The 17,902-nt window shown below is 51.1% G+C and carries 14 protein-coding genes; 6 read left to right on the plus strand and 8 right to left on the minus strand.

Going from position 1 to position 17,902, the window contains the following annotated elements:
* Positions 1 to 219: 219 nt before the first annotated feature.
* The 3 genes from UNDKW_RS07580 to UNDKW_RS07590 form a co-directional block, all read right to left on the minus strand.
* Complete coding sequence (locus UNDKW_RS07580) at positions 220 to 1,536, minus strand: hypothetical protein (protein ID WP_162057050.1); 1,317 nt, start codon at positions 1,534 to 1,536, stop codon at positions 220 to 222.
* A gap of 170 nt (positions 1,537 to 1,706) precedes the next feature.
* Positions 1,707 to 3,551, minus strand: a complete 1,845-nt coding sequence (locus tag UNDKW_RS07585; protein ID WP_162058200.1) for a phytase — start codon at positions 3,549 to 3,551, stop codon at positions 1,707 to 1,709.
* Positions 3,552 to 3,565: 14 nt separating this feature from the next.
* Positions 3,566 to 6,103, minus strand: a complete 2,538-nt coding sequence (locus UNDKW_RS07590) for a TonB-dependent receptor (RefSeq protein WP_162058201.1) — start codon at positions 6,101 to 6,103, stop codon at positions 3,566 to 3,568.
* Between the two features lie 486 nt (positions 6,104 to 6,589).
* Between UNDKW_RS07590 and UNDKW_RS07595 the strand changes: the two genes are divergently transcribed.
* Positions 6,590 to 7,513 carry a GGDEF domain-containing protein gene (locus UNDKW_RS07595; RefSeq protein ID WP_232063296.1) on the plus strand — a complete coding sequence of 308 codons (924 nt, stop codon included), beginning with the start codon at positions 6,590 to 6,592 and terminating at the stop codon, positions 7,511 to 7,513.
* Entirely contained in the window at positions 7,513 to 8,568 is a 1,056-nt protein-coding gene (locus UNDKW_RS07600; protein WP_162058202.1) for an AraC family transcriptional regulator, read from the plus strand. Before UNDKW_RS07595 ends, UNDKW_RS07600 begins: the two co-directional genes overlap by 1 nt.
* 39 nt (positions 8,569 to 8,607) lie before the next feature.
* Here the strand turns inward: UNDKW_RS07600 and UNDKW_RS07605 are convergent, their stop codons facing one another.
* The 3 genes from UNDKW_RS07605 to UNDKW_RS07615 all read right to left on the minus strand — a co-directional run bounded on the left by UNDKW_RS07605 (position 8,608) and on the right by UNDKW_RS07615 (position 12,819).
* Complete coding sequence (locus tag UNDKW_RS07605; protein WP_162058203.1) at positions 8,608 to 8,901, minus strand: hypothetical protein; 294 nt, start codon at positions 8,899 to 8,901, stop codon at positions 8,608 to 8,610.
* 213 nt (positions 8,902 to 9,114) lie between these two features.
* Positions 9,115 to 11,790 (minus strand): prolyl oligopeptidase family serine peptidase, encoded by a 2,676-nt coding sequence (locus UNDKW_RS07610; RefSeq protein ID WP_162058204.1) that lies wholly within the window; start codon positions 11,788 to 11,790, stop codon positions 9,115 to 9,117.
* Positions 11,791 to 12,012: 222 nt separating this feature from the next.
* Positions 12,013 to 12,819: an AraC family transcriptional regulator gene (locus UNDKW_RS07615; RefSeq protein WP_232063297.1), complete on the minus strand. Its 807-nt coding sequence runs from the start codon at positions 12,817 to 12,819 to the stop codon at positions 12,013 to 12,015.
* Between the two features lie 115 nt (positions 12,820 to 12,934).
* On the opposite strand from UNDKW_RS07615, the gene UNDKW_RS07620 reads away from it, so the two are divergent.
* A complete protein-coding gene (locus tag UNDKW_RS07620; RefSeq protein ID WP_162058205.1) occupies positions 12,935 to 13,627 on the plus strand; it encodes an aspartate/glutamate racemase family protein in 693 nt (230 codons plus the stop codon).
* A gap of 10 nt (positions 13,628 to 13,637) precedes the next feature.
* Here the strand turns inward: UNDKW_RS07620 and UNDKW_RS07625 are convergent, their stop codons facing one another.
* The gene (locus UNDKW_RS07625; protein WP_162058206.1) at positions 13,638 to 14,525 is read right to left on the minus strand and encodes a DUF2785 domain-containing protein; all 888 of its coding nucleotides are present in this window, start codon (positions 14,523 to 14,525) and stop codon (positions 13,638 to 13,640) included.
* Positions 14,526 to 14,717: 192 nt separating this feature from the next.
* Here UNDKW_RS07625 and UNDKW_RS07630 point away from each other — a divergent pair, with 192 nt between their 5' ends.
* From UNDKW_RS07630 to UNDKW_RS07640, 3 genes are read left to right on the plus strand one after another with little or no spacing between them, the layout of a single operon-like run.
* Positions 14,718 to 15,086, plus strand: a complete 369-nt coding sequence (locus UNDKW_RS07630; protein WP_162058207.1) for a GntR family transcriptional regulator — start codon at positions 14,718 to 14,720, stop codon at positions 15,084 to 15,086.
* Positions 15,083 to 15,976 carry an ABC transporter ATP-binding protein gene (locus tag UNDKW_RS07635; RefSeq protein WP_197893112.1) on the plus strand — a complete coding sequence of 298 codons (894 nt, stop codon included), beginning with the start codon at positions 15,083 to 15,085 and terminating at the stop codon, positions 15,974 to 15,976. The genes UNDKW_RS07630 and UNDKW_RS07635 overlap by 4 nt, the downstream gene beginning before the upstream one ends.
* Positions 15,973 to 16,920 carry a hypothetical protein gene (locus tag UNDKW_RS07640; RefSeq protein ID WP_162058208.1) on the plus strand — a complete coding sequence of 316 codons (948 nt, stop codon included), beginning with the start codon at positions 15,973 to 15,975 and terminating at the stop codon, positions 16,918 to 16,920. The genes UNDKW_RS07635 and UNDKW_RS07640 overlap by 4 nt, the downstream gene beginning before the upstream one ends.
* Positions 16,921 to 16,981: 61 nt before the next feature.
* On the opposite strand, the gene UNDKW_RS07645 is transcribed toward UNDKW_RS07640, so the two are convergent.
* Positions 16,982 to 17,854 (minus strand): DMT family transporter, encoded by an 873-nt coding sequence (locus UNDKW_RS07645; protein WP_162058209.1) that lies wholly within the window; start codon positions 17,852 to 17,854, stop codon positions 16,982 to 16,984.
* Positions 17,855 to 17,902 lie beyond the last annotated feature (48 nt).

Here is a 17,902-nt window from a genome sequence, read left to right on the forward strand (position 1 = left end):
TGAGGAATGATTGACTGTCTGTATGATAGTCAATAAATTCTCAAAAGCAACTTCTAATTTAACTTTATTTTGCAATCACCCAATGCCTGTCGATAGCATACGCGCTCAGGGGAATCATGCAAGATAGAATAGTCAAAAAATTGTTCCGGCAAGGCGCACTGGCGACGACAGTACAACTGTACGGCTAGACAGTGTAACGCAGCTGGGGCGGTTTTTTGGCTATCCTATTTTAATCAGGGGGTAATTTACCAAAATATCCAGTACTACGTATATAGACGGAAAGTCATCTCTCTGCACTTTGACGTGATAAGTGCCAATTTTTGTTGGCGCTACGTAGTTACCTGACAAGTTAATGCTGCCGCCATCGGCTTCAATCACACTCCATGTCACTGGCTGGCGTATGTAGTTGATATTTGGCGGATAATTAATGCTTGCCAGTAAGTTCATGGTGGCACCCGGCATGACGTTGACTATGTGCCTATCTACGCTAAGCGTTGGCACAAAGTCAGGTGTGCTGTTATCCACGACCACCAGAGCAGTTGTGCTCAGTGAAGGATAATCCTCACGCTGTGCCCTGACATGATAAGTGCCTGGCTTGCTGGGGGCGGTGTATTCGCCATTGATACTGATAACTCCGCCATCGGTCTCCACGATCTGCCAGGTGACAGGTTGCCTTATATAGTTGATATCAGGTGGATAGTTGATGGCAGCCGTGAATACCTGTTTGCTGCCTGGCTTCATGATCAAGGCACCTGGGCTTATATCAATGCGGGGCGCAGTCTCCCAAAGACTGGGACCACTGCATGACATGAATTGCTTATCGGCTAACTGTATCAGGCAACCAGCGCGGCCAAATACCGGGAGGCTGGCAGGTGGATTTGTTTTCGCCAGCGTGGTGAGTAGCGGATCATATAAATTTGCCGCTAAGGCAAGGTTCAGGGTATCCAGTATTTTGTCCTGGGCATCACCACTGGCGGGGCTGGCGCTGGTGGCTGCTTTCAGGGGCGTGCTGTAAAAATCACTTATGCTACTGGTATCGAGCATGCCGCTGAGTACATTGCGAATTTCGGTTTGCGCCGTCGTGACGTTGGTGCTGGTCAGGGTCTTTGTTACCGCATCCAGATCAGGATTGCTAAAAAACACTGCCATATCGGTACGCATGAGGCGGGTCGAGAGCATCTCGGTCAAGGGCGTCAGGTTGATGACACCAGTATTGACTGCAAGCGCATGCAGTTTTTTGCCATTTGCAGGATTGGAGGTTTCCAGTATGCAGGGTAGTGCACTACCTGCAGGCAGACTGATTTCAAACGTACCATCTGCCGCCGTTCGGGTTGCCCCTGTACCTGTGCGGCATTTGTAATTGACAGCCGAATCAGCGATGGCCTTGCCTATTGCCGCCGTGCCACGCAAACTGAGAGTGGTGCTCTGTGGTGTGACCACCGGGTTGCTGGCAGTTGAGCTGCCACCACCACAGGCTGCCAGCAGGCTGGTCATCAGGCACAAACTGCCTGTCAGGAATATATGTCGAGCTTTCAATTTGCTGCCCCATCGTCTATTTTTAGGTGTTAGCGGACTGTTACAGTTCACTAACATCATAGTCTCTGGGGCCAGACAGACTTTTGGAAAAGTGTCCGCAAATTGTCATCAATTTGTACCGCACCAGTTCTGTTGCAGCACTGATCTGGTGCGTTTATTCAATGACTGAGTCATTCCAGCTTGAACGACCTGGCAATCGCCGACCAGGGGATATATTTGAAGTTTTGCGTGCCATCCGGCAGGCGTTTGTAACCATCTTGTACCACCAGCATGCCGAGCGAAAACTCGCCGCCAAAATTGACAGAGCTGACTTCTATGCCATCTGTTTCTGAAGTGCCATCTATACCCTTGGCCAGATTCATGCCTACGCGAAATTTGCCGCGCAGGCGATAAGGGGCTTGGGCTTCCAGTACCAGATAACTGCTATCCCCCTGGCTCGATACTAACAGGTAATTTTTCTGCTGACCAAAGTACATGGCCAGGCCTTCAACATCCGCCACCAGTTGCTTACCAACCGGCATCACCATTTGCAAATCCGCAGGCTGATCTGCCTTGGCAGAGACGACCCAGATACCACGCTTTTCTTCGCCCATGAACAGGCGGTCAGTCTTGTCGTCCGCCACGCAGCCTTCCGGCTGACTTGCCAGCTTGAAACTGCGCACCAGGCTGCTGCTGAAACCTTGCTCATTGTGAGTGATGCGGAACTGCTGGTAAGTGCCATCCTTGTCATTCACAAAGGCTTCCAGACCACCAGTGCGTGGCTGGTACAGGCAAAAGCCATAGATCTTGTCCAGCTTGGTAGGGAAGCGGGCTGCCTCTGCCACTTGACCCTGGTCATTGATGACATACAGCACCAGGCTGTTTTCATCACGCTGGGTCGCCATGGCGATATCAAAACTGTGCTGACCCCATTTGATGTTCTGGCGCACATCGACATTGTTCAGGCGACCGCTTTCCAGCAACTGGGTTTGCTTGCCCTGCATGTCATACACCAGCAAACCCTGCTTCTTGTTGGTGCCCAGCACGCGGGAAAGCCTGGCATCTTGCGGGTGCACCCAGATGGCGGGATCATCAGCTGCATCGCCATGACGGGCCACGGTATCGGTTTGCATTGTGGGTTCGATGACGACTATTTCTGAGGTTGCTGGCTGCTTCCAGGCAGCGCTGCTGGCACGCCAGGTTTTCGCCTGTTCATCCTGCAGTAGGAAATCCAGTTTATTGCCGGATACATTCACATGGATATTCGCTGCGCTGTGCGGCAAATTCAAGATTTGTTCAGGCTGAAAATGCTGCTCATCCTTCTGGCGATAAAGATGCAGTTTTTTTTCATTCGCATCGAGAATCGCCACGCCACCTGGCAGTGCGCTAATTGCCGTGGCACCACCATGCAATTTGCCAAATGGAGCAAGCATGGCGACAGGCTTTAGTTTGGCTGCAGTTTCTGCTTCAGCCGTAAATGCCCAGACGCCGCTATCTGGCACGCTCAGGTACAGGGTCTGGCTCTGGTCATCAACACGGCAATGCTTGCTGTGTGGTGGCAGCGCCAGCTTGCGTACCAGTTGCGCGCTGCCTTTATGCATGACCCATTGCTCGCTCAGTCCTTCTTTGCCAATCAGGAAGACATGATCGAGCTGTTGCGCGTCGCGATACAGGCACATGCTTTCCAGTGAAAAATCAGGAGAAGCCATGCTGACCTGCAAGCGCAGTTGCCCGGTTTTCTGATCAGCTACATAGGCATGTGTCTTTTGTGTATCGGCATCAGTAAATACCGCCAGTATGCCATCCGCATGGGGCCGGGCATCGAGATGCTTGGCCCGCAGGCTGACTTTGCTGCGTTCTTTGCCTTGTGCATCGAGAAGACGTACACCTTGTTTGTCCAGCGTCAGCCAGCCGCCATCTGGCAGGGCGATTATTTCCTGGGCTTTGCCAGTGACTGCGGGTGGCAAACCTGCTGCTGAAGCGCAGGAAAAGGTTAGTATTGATGCCAGACTGGATATCAGATATTTTGTTTTCATGGTTTTCATGCTCATCAGAATGCGCTGGCTTTCAGTGTGACTTTATACGTGCGACCATATTGTTCGTATTGCGAGTTGAATTGATGTGCGCCTTGATACACATAGTATTTTTCATTGTTCAGGTTTGCTGCTTCAAAGATCAGCTGGAAGCGCTTGCTGAGTTGATAGGCCAGCGAAAAATCGAGCTGTTTTTGGGTATCAACAATACGGTCCTGGTCTGCGCGCAAGATATCCGTGCCCAGTTCCAGCAGGTAAGGAGATTTATAGTTGAGCGCGAGACGGCTGCTGACGCGGCCATGCTCGTAACCCAGCATCAGGTTCATGACACGGTCAGACTGACCGGGCAGGCTGATGGAACGGCTACGGGATTTACCCAGTGCAGTATCAAAACGGGCAATGTCAGCATTGGAGCGAGTGAAACTGGCATTCGCACCAACGATCAGGTATTTCCACGGGGTTGGCAACATGCGCAAAGGCTGTGAGTAAGACAGTTCTATGCCTTTGACATTGGCGGTATCACCATTCGCATAGGACACCGCACTGGTATAGCCTTGCCATGCGCCAGAACCGGCCAGGTTGGTGGTGTAGGTGAAGTTCTTGATGTCCTTGTTGAACAGATAGGCAGATACGCTGCCATCATGCGCTAATATTTTTTCTACACCCAGATCAAGATTACTGGCTTTCAGTGGTTTCAAATCTGGATTGCCTATCACTGCTTCGGTAGTGCTGGTGAGGTTGATGCCGGGCGCCAGTTGGCTGAAGTTGGCACGTACGACTGCATTGGTCCAGGCTGCGCGTACACTGGTTTTCTGGTCCAGGTCATAGCGCAAGTGCAGGGACGGCAACCAGTCTGAATAACTGCGCTGGCGGCTGATGGCTTGCAGGCTGGTACCTCCAGTCACTTGCGTGCCAGCAGCATCAAACTGCGTGCGTTCTACCCTGGCACCTGCCAGTATGTGCAGGTTATCCATGTCAAAGCTGTTTTGCAGATAAGCGGCGTCAATATTTTCATTGATCTTGTAATCATTGATGGCCGATTCCAGCACCAGGCGCGCAGCATTTCTGTCCAGACCAGCCACGCGGGCGCGTATCAAGTCAGCACTGATGGCCGTGCCTATGTTGCCCAGGGGATAATCGAGTGCCTGGTTTTGTACAAAGGCGCTCATGGACGTGGAACCCGGTCCCCAGTAATTGCCGCTGCTGGTTTTGCTGCTGTTGTAAGTCCATTGATTGGTGTCATTGGTCTTTTCACGACGGCTGGTCTTGGCACCGAATTTCAGATTCGATTCAAACTGCTCGAAATGGAACTTACGGGCCAGATCAAATTTCAGATGCTGTTCAGTATCCTTGGAAAAACGCTGCTGCAGGCTGATGGCATTCAGGCTGTAGTTCGCTGGATCATACAGGGTGGCAGGACCGATGATTTTGGGTATTTCACCATCGCTAAAACCGACGCCCGCAAAATTGGCATTGCCACGGAAGCGTCCATCGTTCAGGGCTTCTGGCGTATCTTCGCTGGCGCGGCTGAAGCCTGCTGCCAGGTCCAGTTTCCAGTCCTGGAATTTTTGTTCTGTGCCCAGCACGACAGAACTGATGGTTTGGGTATATTTACGCTGGCGTATGCGGCGTTCTGCTCGGGCTGTAGTCGTTGCACCTTCGGCCAGAGTGCCGCTGGCAAAGCTGCCTATGGTGATGCGGTCACGTACTTCATCATCGCTAAAGTCACTCAAAAAGCCATGCATAAAGTAAGTTTGCGATGCAGTCGGCTTGTAATCCAGGTTCAAGGCATAGGCATGACGTTCACGCACAGGCAGGTAATCACGCAATTCAAATCCACCTAGTTTGCCATTGTCCCAGGCACCGCCGGTTTCCACATTGTCTGAGCCAAAGCTGCGTTTCTCTGCGCTGATACCCGCAGCGATACCCAGCTTGCCGCCGGCTAAACGGTCAGCCCACAAGAGACCGGCATTCGGGCTGGTCTTGCCTGTAACCTGGTCGTAGCTGGCACCGGTATTCAAGGTCAAAAATTTCCCCGGCAAATCAAAGGCAGTCAGGCTTTTGACTTCAACTGCACCGCCGAGTGAGCTGGCATCCTGTTCAGGGCGCAGGGTTTTGGTGACTTCCAGTGAACGTATCATCCCGGCAGGCAAGACATCGAGCGCTACCGCACGGCGGCTGGCTTCTGGCGATGGCACCAGGGCACCATTGATCGTGACACCATTCAGATCAGCACCCAGTCCGCGTACAACAATATAGCGGCCTTCACCCTGATCACGCTGGACAGAAATTCCGGGCAGGCGTGCCAGCGCTTCTGCTGCATTTTTGTCTGGCAAGCCACCGATGTCATCACTACTGACCACGCTGACGATATTGTCGGCCTTTTCTTGCATCTCCAGTGCCTTGCGCATACTGGCTCGCTGGCCGCTGATAACGACGCTGCTGGCATCGCTGACAGTCACATTTGGCCCCTGGGCATGGGCGTTCAACATGGCCGAGATGCCCAGCATGATGATGGATAGTTGGGGGACGGGTTTTTTCTTCAGGGTTTTCATGAGTGAGATTTTCCGCAGGTAATGGATGGCAAATAGTGGGCGGATTCTAGGAGTTGTATATGTCGGGTTTGTGACAGGTGGGAGCCGGATTTGGCGTTGCTGGGAAATCGCACTGTAAATCGCGAAGATGTGAGCTGAAATGACTTTTGCGTTTGGCGATACTCAACTGATAACGGGCCCATTTTGAAAAACAGACCAAAAAGCTCACCACAGAGACACAGAGGTACAGAGGAAGAAAGAAGAGAATACTCAAATCAAGTCTATCCATTTTGGCAAAGAGATTTTTTCCTCTTGCTTTTCTCTGTGTCTCCGTGCCTCTGTGGTGAAAGGTCTTTCAGGCAACGAACCCGTGAAAATGAAAAAGAACTGAGCTGTTTGCACCCCCGTTGTTTTTCATCCATAGGTCATACGAAAATGAAAGCATGTCATCGTCCCGTCACGCACGTCCATTACCCTCGCGCGACTTGACCTTAGGATGTGAATGCAATGCTTAAAAATTCCATGCTGCGCCTGCATAGAAACTTCATCATCACTGCCTGTATGGCATTGATTGCCTTTATTTTTCTGTATGCCTATATGGGCACGCCCAAGCCCTTCATTAAATGGAAGTGGATGGACATCGTCGGTGAAGGCGGCACTTCGGTCATGTCTGGCCTGTGGTTGCTGATCATGCTCAGCAGTCGTCCCAAGGGTTTGGTGACGCGGCTGTTTGCATTTGGTCTAGCGGCCATCATGCTGGGTTCATGGGCGGATTGCCTGGATGAGTTTTTTGCGATACCCAAGGAAGATGTCTGGGATAATTGGCTGGAATCCATGCTGGTCTTTGCCGGTATGCTGATCGTCACTGCCGGTATGTATTACTGGCGCGAAGAACAGTTCACCCTGAATGAACATTTGCAAAAGCGTGAGCGTCTATTTCGCGACCACCGTGCATTTGACCGTGTGACCCAGCTTAGCAATGCTGATTATCTGCGCCTGCAAATCAAGCAGGAGCTGGACAGCCATCCTGGCATACCCTGTGCGCTGGTATTGCTGGACATAGACCAGTTCCATCTGATCAACCGTCAGCATGGCCACCATGAGGGGGACCGTGTTTTACAGGCCGTCAGCCACATGCTCTTGCTGAACCTTCGTAATGAAGATGTGCTATGTCGTTATGCAGGCGACAGGTTTGCCCTGGTCTTGCATGACACCAGTCTGGAAGAAGCGCAGACATTGGCCGTGCATCTGTGCAAGATGGTCAGGCAGATGCGTTATTGTGCCAAAGAGGCGATACTGGAAATCAGCATGCGTCATGCCTGCACTGTGGCAGACGATGCACCGGATACTTTGCTGAGCAGACTTAGCCGTACAGTGGAAGCCAGTGCACTTGCCTCTACTGAGCCGCAGTTGGCAACGAGGGGCTTGTAATGCACTTCCATCAGGCTGCAGACGCCTGCCTGCCAGCCGGATACCATGCGGCCCAGATATTGGCCTATACGCGTAGCCGCGAAGTCGATGATGGGCTCATCTTGCGTAGTGTAGGCGTTGAGGCGGCTCGGATCACGCAAGGGCAATGTAATATCAGTCCACAGCAATATCTGCAATTGCTGGCTAACGCACTACAGGCTCTGCGCAGTGCCGACAGCAGTTTCATGCTGGGGCAGCAAATGCTGCCGGGGCATTTTGGCAGTGTCAGCCATGCATTATTACAGGCACAGAGCTTGCGGCAGGCGCTGGAGATTTTGTGTGCGCACTCCACCCGCCTATGCCCTTTGCTCAGACCCAGGTTCAGTGAAGGTAAGGATGTGGCTGTCTTGTACTGGATGAATAGCTATGGCGCCCCTAGTCTGCGTCCGGCAATAGTCGAGATGCACATGACAGCAGTCGTTGCGATGTGCCGCTGGCTTAGTGGCATACGTTTGCCATGGCGCTTTTGTTTCAATCGTAGCGCTGCCCGCCACACTGAGCAACATGAAGTGCACCTCGGCAGTGAGTTGCGTTTTAATTGCCATCTGGATGCCATGCTGATCGCCACAGAATATCTGGACTCGCCGTGGCCACGCGGTAATGCGCTGGCAGCGAGCCTGGCCTTGCAACAGGCACAGCAAGAAGCTTTGCTCAGCGATGAAACGCCGAGTCTGTTAAATGCAGTCTATGATTATCTGCTGACCCATATACGCGGTAACCCCAGCCTGGAGCAACTGGCAGCAGTGTTTGCCGTCAGCCCAGCCAGCATGAAACGCTATCTGGCCAAAGAGGGCACGCATTTCCAGGCAGAGCTGGATCAGGTACGCACCCATGTCGCCCTGTATTTATTCCAGAGCAGACATTACGACAATGAGGCAGTTGCCATGCACCTCGGTTTTCATGATGCAAATAATTTCCGGCGCTCTTTCAAGCGCTGGACAGGGCTCACACCCAGCAGCCTGAAAGAAAATCTTACTCAGGATTTTCCTGGACTGAATTTCAGTGTGGGGATTTGATGGTGGGATAGTAGTCAGGCTGTTTTGGCAACTATCCAATCAATGTATATCCTTGATCCGTCGTTCATACGGCACGTTTGCATCTCTACCCCGGTTTTGCCGCACGCTCATGGAAATGATTTTCAATAATATCCTGATGAGTACAAAAGCAACAAACAAGGTAATGATCAGCGGAATAATCGTGATCAGCAGCGCGATAGCAAGAATGATAACCAGGATTTTTGGCAAGGGTGTGCGCAACAGGCGTTCTCCTACCTTTTGTCCTATCTGACGAAACTCTTGCGCTGCCTGTCGGCAGACAGAGTACAGGTATTGGCTGATGCTATTTTTCATGGGTAACTCCTGAATCGGTGCTTGCCTGATCTGAAAATCAGGCGATGGGGGCATTATCAGCATGCTTGCGCAAATAATCTACGGTAATTTTAATGCGAAATTGCCGTTCACTGTTTTTCAGGGCCAATTCTGCAGTGTAATCCCTTGATATAAGCGAAAAGAGCGACCAGCTTGGTCGCTCTCTTGTTCAAGTTACTATGGCTAACTCATTGCTTATTTAGCCTTGCCCAAATGCTGCAGGAAGAAAGCTTCATATTTTTTATGCAGGGCCTTGGGTTTGACTGTGCCACCCAGGCCATGTTCACCATCTGGATCAAGGAATAGATCAACCAGGGATTCCTTGCCGTTTTCGAGCAGGGCACGATACACATTCACTGTGTCCTGATACAAGACGTTTGGATCCTGCATGCCGTGTACCAGCATCAACGGTTTTTTCAGGCCAGCAGTCAGGGGCAGTAGTGAATATTTACGCAGGTTAGGTTTGCTGCGCTCGGTCTTGCCTATGGTGCGGCCACTGTACCAGCTATTGTAGTTTTCCCATTCTGTCGGGCCAGCACCGGCGATGCCGGCAGCAAAAGTGTCAGGGCTGGTGTACATGGTATATTGAGTCTGGAAGCCGCCAAAGCTCCAGCCTGTGAGGCCTATGCGTTTGCCATCTACACCGAGGTTCTTTTGCATGTACTTGGTCAGGTCTTCCAGATCTTCTGCCTGCGGTTTGCCTACCTGTTCCCAGTTAGCATCGCTGAACTTGCGACCATAATTGGAGTGGCCGCGTGGATCTACTGCCACAGTCACATAACCATGCTTGGCTGCCATATACATGCCAAACATATAGGCAGTCTGCTGGAAGCTGTCCGTTTCGACGATATGCCTGTCATTCAGCGGACCACCGTAGGTATAAACAATCGCAGGGCGGTGATCAGATGAACTCAGACCGGCTGGCTTGAACACATAAGCCTGTATCTTGTCACCATGGCGGTTGGTGTAGCTGAAGCGCTCAGGGCGTTGCAGGTCTATCGCATTCCATTGCGGGTCATGGCTTTGTGTCAGCGTCGTGGATTTGGCTTTATTGATATCCACCAGTTTCAATTCAGGGCGGGCGGCCCATTGGCCTGCCATGCTGGCCAGCTTGTCGCCGCTTTCTGTGACTGTACTATTGCGATAGAAGTCGCCAGCCTGGCCCAGAGCTTTCATGTCACCTGTTGCGAGATCAACCTTGTACGCATTCATGGCGGCAAAATCATCCTTGTTAGCGAGTACGAACATGGATTTATTGTCGTTGCTAAAGCCGATGATGTTGTGGGCTTCAAAATCACCTTTGAGCAATGGTTTTGCGCTGCCATTGCTGACATCAATCACATAGGGCTGGCGATAACCTTGCTCGTCGAGGACGGCAACCAGTTGCTGGCTGTCTGCAGTGAAGCGTGGTGCCAGCACATTGACGACTTCATGACCAACGTTGCCGCGCCTTTCAAAAACCATTTGTGGCTTGACGCCTTCTTCTGCCTTGCCGACATAGATGCGCAACAAGTCTTTTTCACGTTCCCAAGTGGAGAAAGTGTAGCGGCTACCATCCTTGGCCCAGGCAACCGGGCTCATTTCAAACCAGACATCGCCACCATCATTGGTGAAGACTGGTTGTGGCTGGCGTGCTGATGCATCGCCGACACGGCGTATGTACAGGGCCGTGGCAGGTACTTTGCGCTTGTCATCGGATACTTCACGCGGCACTTTTTTTGCCGTAGCAAAGCGCTCGCTGTAGTTCATGATTTCGACCAGGCGTTCTGCAGGTGGGGGCGGTTTGCCATTTTCTGGTTTGGCATCCGGTGCCTCGGCAGAAATCGCCATCCATTGCTTGTCTTCACTGAGCACAGTACTGGCAATGCGGTATTTTTTATCGGCGCCGTCTGGGTGTATCAGTTCGCGGTTCAACTGGCGTATTGCACTGCTGCCAAAGCTGGCGCTGTACAGGCGTTTTTCATCCATGTAGATATAACCATTATCATCTGCCTGGAAGGCGACGATGCGTTCAGGCTTGTCAGTCTGGGTCAGGCGTTCTATCTTGCCATCTGCGGCATTCAGGCGGAACAGGTCACCGCGATACTGGAATATCAGTTCATTCTTTTTATTCGCCCAGACCAGGGCATCCACACCAGGATACAGGTCAGTCGGTTTGAGTTTTTCTTTTTCGAGTTTCTTTTTCAGCTCGTCACGCAGTTCCCAGATTTCCTTGGCCTTGTTGTCGTCTTTTGCATCCTTCTTTTCGTCTTTCTTGTCACCATCGTTTTTAGCTACGCTGGCTGTGCCAGTTTTTGCGGCAGCAGCAGCGGCTTTTTCCCTCGCAGCTTCAGCATCGGTTTCCGCTTTCTTGGCAGCGTCCTTGGCTTTTTTCTCGGCCAGTTCACGTTTCACGTCTTCCAGCGCGGCTTCTTCCCACTGCATCAGGTTGACTTTTTCACCGCGCAGGTAAGCGGCCTGGGCTTCTGCCTTGGCCTGGCGCTCAGCTTCTTCTCTTTCTTTTTGTTTGGCTTTTTTATCGAAGCGTTCCCAGTCTTCTGGCGCATCGAAGGTTTTCATCAGGGCAGGTGAAGTGATGCGTTTGGTTTCACCAGTCTGGGTATCGTGTACATATAAATCAAAACCATTTTCACCAAAAGGGTTCCAGGTGTAAGCCAGGTAGCGGCCATCCTTGCTGAATTGTATATGGCGGGCGGCCTGGCCTGCATAGCCTTTGGCACGGTATACCTGTTCCAGCGTCAGGTCGGCTGGTTTGATTTTGGCGGCACTGTTAGTAGTTGGTGCGGCTTGGGCGGCTTCTTGCGGAAATAGCAAGCTGGCTGCTCCGCTAAAAGCGAGCGCAACGCTGACGGTGAGAATTTTCGGAGACATGATGAAAACCTTGGTTTTAGTTTAATTAGCAGGTATGGGATTGATCAGGAGGTGATGCGCAAATAGCGATGTTAGCAAGCTATCCCCGGAATTAGCGCATTTTCCATAGACAAATGTCTTGGAAAACAGTTCCGTGGGAAAATATTTTCTCTGAAAATCGGTAGAAAATTTGCTTTTGCTTTATTAAAGCGAAGATCGCTTAGTTTTTTGCTGAAATAATCTTCACCGAGGCAGCTTACGGTATTGCTGAGGGCTTAGTCCCAGCCTGGATTTAAAGGCGCTGCCAAGATGAGATTGATGAGCAAAACCACAATCTGCTGCAATATCTGCAATAGATAAATTGCTATCAAGGATGAGCAAGCGCGCCCTTTGCAGGCGACGCTCAGTGATGTAGGCATGTGGTGTGGTGCCGGTTGCATGGGCAAAGCTGCGCAAGAAGCGCAGCAGTGGCATATTTGCCATCGTTGCCAGCTCTTCCAGATTCAAGGCGGTGTCGAGTTGATCTTCGATGTAATCCAGTATGCGGCCATGTAAAACTTTGTCTTGTGCATATGGGCTAGATGTCTTTACCTTGCTTGATTTTTCATTGGCGAGCGCTAAGCCCCGCTGCAAAAACAGGCCAGCTTTTTCTTGCAGGAGCAGAGCATCTTTATCTTTTTGCAAGAGCAGGCTGCGCAATTGCCAGGCCAGCATGACTGCCTGCTTGTCGCCATGGAATATCTGTCTCGGCGATGATGCACGCATGTCTGCCAGCAGATCAGGATTGGTGATGTGCATGAGCAGGTATTCACCGCCATGTGCAGATTCTGAAAACATCGGTAAGCCAGCGGTGCTGATGGCAAAGTCGCCTGGCCAGGCATCAAAGTCATGACGAATATCGCTGCCTATCGCATGTACGCCGGTCTGACGTGCAAATGCCAGACCCAGGCTGGTATGGGACGATGCACTATTGGTGGTATAGGGCGCGGCTGGTAATAATTCCAGCCTTGCCCAATTAATATCGATGATGTCGATGGTATCCATGCTCATGACAAAAGCTCTCTGCTGAAATTTCTTGATAGCCTGGAAAATTCGGTCTGTTTATTATAGAGGCATTCAATCATCTGGCTAGTGCGCTGGCCTTTAATTCACAGACGGAGTTGCAATGAAAACCATAGGCCTGATAGGCGGCATGAGCTGGGAATCGACGATACCTTATTACAAGCAAATCAATGAAACCATCAAGGAAAAACTTGGTGGCCTGCATTCTGCAAAAATCATCCTGTATAGCGTCGATTTTCATGAGATAGAAAAACTGCAACGTGCCGGTGACTGGGATGCCGCCGGTGTCATCATCGCGCAAGCAGCGCGTTCACTGGAGTTGGCCGGGGCAGATTTTCTGGTGCTGTGTACGAATACCATGCACAAGCTGGCAGATGTTATTGAAGCTGCGGTAGCGATACCCTTGTTTCATATCGCCGACCCTACTGCGCAAGCCATCAAGGATGCGGGTTACATCAAGATAGGTTTGCTGGGTACGCGCTTTACCATGGAACAGGATTTTTACCGCGAGCGTTTGCATAGCAAACATGGTTTGCAAGTGTTGGTGCCCGAGCTGGCAGACCGTGACATTATTCACCAGGTCATTTACGAGGAACTTTGCCTGGGCAAAATCAACCCTGTATCACGCCAGCACTATCGCCGCATCATGGCCAGCCTGAATGAGAGTGGTGCTCAGGCAATCATCCTCGGTTGTACCGAGATCAGCCTGCTGGTAGGCCAGGATGATGCCGGTGTGCCCTTGTTTGATACTACGGCCATTCATGCGCGCCGTGCTGCTCTGCATGCTTTGTCGTGAGGGGCGGGTATCAATTGACTTTGCGCAGGGCTTCCCTCAAGGCGGGCAAGAGATTTTCCTTCAGGGCGGGTTCGGTGCTCTCCCTGACTGAAAAATACAGGGGCAGCAAAAAGGCACTGACATTATGTCTTTGCGCCAGTCTGGCCTGAGTGTAAGGACCAGGTTGTATGCTGTTGTCTATCAGCTTGTTGAACCATAGATCCCAGTCGCGCTTGTTGAAACTTGGTGTGCGTGCCAGGTAATACACGGCTGTCATTAACCTTACCCCTTCGCCATATTGATAGAAATGCGTGGATGGGGCGATCTGCGTAGCAATGGCTGCCAGCATGGTTTCATGCTGGGGTTTTTCTATGGCCGGGTTCATCGCCAGTTGCAGCATCAAGTCAGCACTATGGGCTATGCCATGTCGCCAGCCATCTTTTTCATCAAAGCCGCGATAGTCGCGCAGATTCGTCAGGTAGTGACTGCCAGCATTGACGATATCGATTCTCTCTTGAGCACTCAGATATGGTTTTTTCCTGTCTGCCCGTACCAGTTCTGCCAGCGTCAATATTGCAAACGGGCGCAGAAAGCTGCTTTCTTCCGCTGCAGGCATCTGCACGGCATTCAGCATTTTCATGCGCAGGCTGGTGAGTGTCTCGACGTCCAGCTTCTCAGTACGCATCCAGGCTGATAACCCTTCAAACGCCAGTTCATCACGTAATTCTGTATCCGGGTTACCAAGGCAATCAGCCGCAGAGAGTGCCAGGCTTTGCCGCTTGCCGTCATCGTCGAGTTTCCAGCCAGCAGATTTGGCGGACTTTAATTCTTGCTTGGTAGGTTCAACACAATCGGCGAATGTTGTATTGGTGGTGAACAATAGAGCGAGCAGACAAAAAGTAGAGGTCAGGCGATGCATGAGTGCTATCCATACGGAAGAGGAAGATCGACAAGTGTGCCATGCCGATTTTTTCTTGTCATGCACCGCAAAAAACTTGCACAAACTGAATTGAGTTGGTGTTATAGTTAACTACAGCACTAATTTACTTATGAGATGACGCTAGAGAAGTATCAATCTCGTTGTCCCGGGTATTCACAGGAAGGTGCAAGCATGAGTGTTAACTGGAATGACCAGACGCCGATTTACCGGCAATTGAAGCAACGGGTGCTGGGAATGATGCTGGATGGCTTGTTAAAGCCAGGCGACGCCTTGCCCTCGGTCAGGCAGGTGGCAGCAGAGTATCAGCTCAATCCGATTACGGTCTTAAAAGCCTATCAGGAATTGGTCGATGAAGAACTGGTGGAAAAACGAAGAGGTGTGGGCATGTATATGACCGAATCAGCGCTCGATAAATTACTGGCAAATGAACGTCAGCGTTTCATTGAAGAAGAATGGCCAGCCATGCTGGAACGCATACGCAGGCTGGGTTTGGATGTGCAGCAATTGCCGGGTTTGCAGGATAAGGGAGGCGCGAAATGAACAGCGCAGCAGATACATCACAGAACAAGTCAGTGAATAGCGTCATTTCAGCCCGTGGTATCAGCAAACATTATGGCAAACAGCGCGTGCTTGACAGTCTGAACTTTGAGATTGCGCCTGGCCGCATCGTTGGCCTGATAGGGCCGAATGGCTCTGGCAAGACCAGCACTATCAAGGCGATATTGGGATTGAGTGATTTTGATGGCGACATGCAGGTGCTGGGCCTGGACCCGCGTACCCAGCGTGAAGCGCTGATGAATGATGTCTGTTTCATTGCCGATGTCGCCATTTTGCCGCGCTGGCTTAAGGTCAGGGACGCGATTGCTTTTGTTGAAGGCGTGCATCCCAAGTTTAATCGTGCCAAGGCTGAACAATATATTTCCCAGACTAAGTTGAAGCCAGACATGAAGGTCAAGGCCATGTCCAAGGGCATGGTGGCGCAATTGCACCTTGCTCTGATAATGGCTATCGACGCTAAATTGCTGGTACTGGATGAACCGACCCTGGGACTGGATATTTTGTACCGCAAGCAGTTTTATCAAAACTTGCTGGAAGATTATTTTGATGAAAACAAGAGCATCGTCATCACAACGCATCAGGTTGAAGAGGTTGAGCATGTACTCAGTGACATCATTTTTATCAATGAAGGAAAAATCGTACTCGATACCAGCATGGAGCAACTGGCAGAACGCTTTGTTGAAGTCTTGATCAACCCGGACCAGATGGAGCAGGCCACAGCCCTTAAACCCTTGAGCCAGCGTAAGGTTTTCGGCAAATCAGCCATGCTGTTTGAAAACATAGGCACTGACATATTGCGTGCCCTGGGTGACATTCGCCAGCCAGGCATTGCAGAAATTTATCTCGCCACCATGAAAGGAGTGCAAGCATGAAAAAACTGATGTGGCTGATACGCCGTGAGTATTGGGAAAACAAGGCGATGCTCTTATGGCCAAATGCATCGATAGCTGCACTACTAGTGATCTTGTATGCCTCAGTCAAAGGCAGACCCAGCTATCAGTTTGAAGGGCAGGTTGTCGAGCCTGCGGTCATGACTGCAGCACAGATCAGCTTTGTAATCAAGGGACTTAGCGATGCTTTTTATATACCATTGTCGCTGCTGGGGATACTTTTGCCAATACTGGTTGGCGTGTATTGTCTGGGCTCGCTGTTTAATGAGCGGGACGACAGAAGTGCGCTTTTTTGGAAGTCTATGCCAGTCTCTGGAACCAGTTCGGTTCTATCTAAAGTGCTGTTTGCGTTGTTGTTTTTTCCGCTCGCGACTTTGGTGTTTTCCCTGATCGCTGGCGTGCCTATTTTCTTGAGTTTTGCCATCAGCTTGCAAAATTCTGGTATTCAGGCGAACGTGTTCAGCACAGCTTTCCACGACAGCGATATGTTACTGGCGCCTTTGAAAATGATTTCGCTTTTACCCATCTACATGCTGTGGGCCTTGCCCACAGTCGGCTGGCTGATGATGGTATCTGCCTGGGCCAAAGCCAGACCAATACTTTGGGCAGTATGCTTACCGATAATGACAGTATTGTTGATCTTCATTCTTAGCAAGAACCTGGATCTGGGCTTGAATATTCGCTGGTTGAACTTCAATATTATAGGTCGCGGTTTGATGAGTCTTGTTCCTGCTTCGTGGATCGCTTATGAGAAAATCGACAACCCGAAAATGGACTACGCCCAAACTTTCACAGCCTGGACAGGAGATTTGTATGGACCATCGCTGGAGATGCTGGGCAAATCCGAGCTATGGGTAGGCGCCATCGTCGGCATCGCCATGCTGGCAGTTGCCATGTTCTTGCGACAGAAAAAGGATGTGAGTTAAATGTAAAAAAGACGCGCATCAACTTATTGTTGCGCGTCTTTCCTTGTCACTTCTTAGTTTCTTATCTTGCCGGCCTCACCACCAGCGCCACACCCGCCAGGGCAATCACCATGCCCAGTATGGCTGTCATCGTTAGCTTCTCGCCAAACATCAGCCAGGCCATGGCGGCAGTAACTGCTGGTACCAGGTACATATAACTGGTGACCTTGGTCGCTTCGCCATGCCTTATCATGATGAACAGTACCGAGATGCCAACGCCGGATAATACAAATACTGACCAGGCCATGGCGGCAAAGAACTGTGGTGTCCAGATGATGGTCTGGGTTTCCAGCGTCAGTGCGAATGGCAGCGTCACCAATAAAGATGCAACAAACTGTATGACTTGCCCGGTTCTGACATCAAAACTGGGGCAGGTTTTTTTCTGGAACAGCGTGCCTATGGTCATCGCAGTCAATGCCATGACGGCCAGTGCCACACTGCTGACGGACAAGCCGATGACAGAGATTTTGTTGGCCACGACCAGTGCTACGCCGCAAATGCCAAGCGCCAGTCCTGCCCATTGTTTGCCATAGATGCGCTCACCGATGATGGGGCCGAGGAATGCAGTAAAGATGGGTTGGGTATTGGCGATCAGTGCTGCCACTCCGGCAGGCATACCCAGTTTGACCGCGCACCAGATGCCGCCGAGATACATGGCCTGCATCATGATGCCAGCGATAGCTATTGGCAGCCAGAAGCGGCGCTCAGGCCAGGGTGCACGCATGGTCAGTGCCAGTATCAGCATGAAGATGATCACGCCCAGATACCGCAGGCACAGGAAGGTCAGTGGTTCTGCATAAGGCAGGCCATATTTGGCAACGACATAACCGGATGCCCAGATGAAAATGAAGATGGCGGGAAGAAAGCGTAATAAAGGAGAGACTTTGGTTTGCATGCTGTTCAAAGAGTAAGGCGATAGAGCTTAGGGGAAAGTTCCTGGCGC

This window comes from Undibacterium sp. KW1, from assembly GCF_009937955.1.
GTDB lineage: Bacteria > Pseudomonadota > Gammaproteobacteria > Burkholderiales > Burkholderiaceae_D > Undibacterium.